This window comes from Roseomonas chloroacetimidivorans (assembly GCF_049629625.1).
Classification (GTDB): Bacteria; Pseudomonadota; Alphaproteobacteria; order Acetobacterales; family Acetobacteraceae; genus Roseomonas; species Roseomonas chloroacetimidivorans.
In genome coordinates this window covers 1-2601 of the sequence record NZ_JBNBZS010000223.1, presented here as the reverse complement: position 1 = coordinate 2601, position 2601 = coordinate 1, and the positions used below count along the sequence as shown (strand labels likewise).

Sequence of the window (2601 nt, the reverse complement as noted above, 5' to 3'; positions counted from 1 at the left end):
GTCACCGGTGCCCTCTTCGCGCAGGAAACGGGGCTCCCCGCGGAGCACGTCGCCTATCGTGGCTCAGCCCCTGCGCTTACCGACCTCGTCGCCGGCCGGATCGACGTGATGTTCGAGAACATGCCGGGCACCCTGCCCTTCATCCGCGATGGCAGGCTCCGCCCCCTGGCCGTGACCACGCCGGATCGGTCGCCTGCCCTCCCGGACGTGCCGACCATGACCGAGATCGGCCTGCCCGGCGTGACGGCGGTGCCCTGGTTCGCGGTCTACGCTCCCGGCGCCACACCGAGCGCGCTCCGTGCCCGCCTCGCCGCCGACATCGCCTTCGTGCAGGATCAGCCCGAGCCGCGTCGCCAGCTCGAAGGTTTCGGCCTGACGGTGGAGACGAACGGCCCCGACGCGCTCGGCGCGATGGCCGGCCGGGAGCGGGAGCGCCTCGGCCGCATCGTGCAGAACGCCAACATCCGCCTGGATTGAACCCTCCCATGACCTCGCACCATCCGCCCGTCTACATCGATTTCCTCAATGGCCCGGACATCGCGGCGCTGGCCATGACGGACGGAGAGATCCTGGAGGCCATCGAGAAGAGCCTGGAGGCGCAGGGCCGCGGCGACACCGTGATCGATCCGCGCATGCACCACATGCCCGGCGTCTCCAATGGGCACTTCAACGTGCTCCGCGGCACGGTGGGAGGCGCGATCGGTCTCTCGGGCGTCAAGGTGGTCGGCGACTTCGTGGACAACTACAAGGAAGGCCTGCCGTCCGAGTTGGCAACGCTGCTGCTGATGGATCCGCGCAACGGCGTCCCGCAGGCCATCCTCGACGCCTCCGGCATCACCGACATGCGGACCGGGGCCGTCACCGCGCTCGGCGCGAAGTACCTGGCGCGCAAGGGCTCGAAGGTGCTCGGCCATATCGGGGCCCGGGGAACGGCCTACTGGAACGTGCGCCTGCTCGACCACCTCTTCGACTTCGATGAGATCCGCATCCACTCCCGCCGGCCGGAAAGTCGCGAGGCCTTCGGGGCGCGACTGGAGCGCGACCTCGGCAAGAAGGTCACCGTTACGACGGACTGGGAGTCCACCGTCCGGGACGCCGACATCGTGGTGGAAGCCTCCCGCCTGACCGATCCCGCGCCGATGCTCCGCACGGAATGGATCAAGAAGGGGGCGTTGGTCATGCCCTACGGCACGGTCAGCGCGGTGGAGCTCTCCCTCACCGACATCATGGACAAGATCTTGATGGATGACTGGGGACAGGCCCGGTCGGGCAAGTTCGGCGCGCTGCGCGCCCACGTGGACAGCGGCCGTCTCTCGGAGGCGAACTTTCACGCCGAGCTAGGCCAGGTGGTGGCCGGGCTGAAGCCCGGCCGCGAGAGGGACGACGAGACCATTCTCTTTTGGCACCGTGGCCTGTCCCTGTCGGACGTCGCGCTGGGTCATGCCATGCTGGAGAAGGGGCGTCGCACCGGCATCGGCCAACGGCTGCGCTTCTCCTGAGGGAGGCGCGGCCGTGTTGATCGCCAATGCCCGCATGTACGCGGTTACGCCAAGCGCCGCGGCTGCCTGGGCGCACCTGCTGCGGGAGGTATCCGAGCGCGCGGGCGTGCCGATGTCGGTGCTGGACTATCCGGCCCCGCTGCCACTGGAGGATCTCTGGTCGCGCCTGGACCTGGGATGCGCCTTCATGTGCGGCTTTCCCTTCGCCTCGGCCGGGACGCGGCCCGTGCTGCTGGCCACCCCCGTCCCCACGCGCTTCGGCGCTCCGGCCTACGCCACGGATTTCGTAGTCAGGGCGGATGCGGGGTTCACGACGCTGGAGGAGACCTTCGGCCATCGCCTGGCATGGACGGTCGGGCACTCCCACTCCGGCTGCAACGCGCCCCGTCATCATCTCCTCCGTTATAGGAAGGCGGGGCGGGAGCGCCTCTATGAAGAGACCGTCGGTCCGCTCGTCACGGCACGAGGGGTGGTTGATGCGGTACTGGATGGACGCGCCGATGTGGGCCCCTTGGACGCTTGGTGGCATGAAATCTTGAAAATCCACGAACCTGCCACGGCCGCCCGACTCCGCACCGTAGCCACGACAGAGCTGGCACCGGCACCTGGCTTCGTCGCCTCCTCCGGCATGCCCCGAGCCGTCTCGGACCGGCTGCGAGAAACTCTCTGCTCACTCGGAAGTAGACCAGAGTTGGCGTTGAATGGCTTCGTCATCCGTGAGCCACGCGACTACGAGGTAATGCTGCGTTGGGAGCAGCGGGCACGGGATGCGGATTACCCAATGCCTGCTTAGCGGCCTTCCAATCACAGCTGCACTCCGCGCGCCCCGACACCACCAAGCGCTTGCGGCGCGCTGCGACTGGCTTTTCTTGGCATCGTTCGCCCGAGCCGCCGACGTCTCGGCCAGCGTGGTGTCACCGCCGTGCGTAGCGCAATCTTCAGTCCCCGTTGCGCTTGGTAGCGAGGCTCTCACCGGGGGAGATGCCGCAATGGCAGAGCTTGTATTCCGTCTGGCACCCATTGAGGATTGTCTGGGTGATGCGTTCGCTCATCCGGGCGAACGGTCCAACACACGCCGCACCTGCCAAGGTCGCCATCCTTC

General features: G+C 67.7%; 3 protein-coding genes. All 3 read left to right on the top strand.

Annotated elements, in window-relative coordinates:
• On the top strand, positions 1-477 hold a 477-nt coding region (locus tag ACO1BU_RS36810), incomplete at its 5' end, for a Bug family tripartite tricarboxylate transporter substrate binding protein (RefSeq protein ID WP_424140815.1).
• Between the two features lie 8 nt (positions 478-485).
• On the top strand, positions 486-1499 hold the full coding sequence (locus tag ACO1BU_RS36805) for an ornithine cyclodeaminase family protein (protein ID WP_424140814.1): 1014 nt from the start codon (positions 486-488) through the stop codon (positions 1497-1499).
• A 13-nt stretch (positions 1500-1512) separates the two neighbouring features.
• On the top strand, positions 1513-2292 hold the full coding sequence (locus tag ACO1BU_RS36800; RefSeq protein WP_424140813.1) for a phosphate/phosphite/phosphonate ABC transporter substrate-binding protein: 780 nt from the start codon (positions 1513-1515) through the stop codon (positions 2290-2292).
• Positions 2293-2601 lie beyond the last annotated feature (309 nt).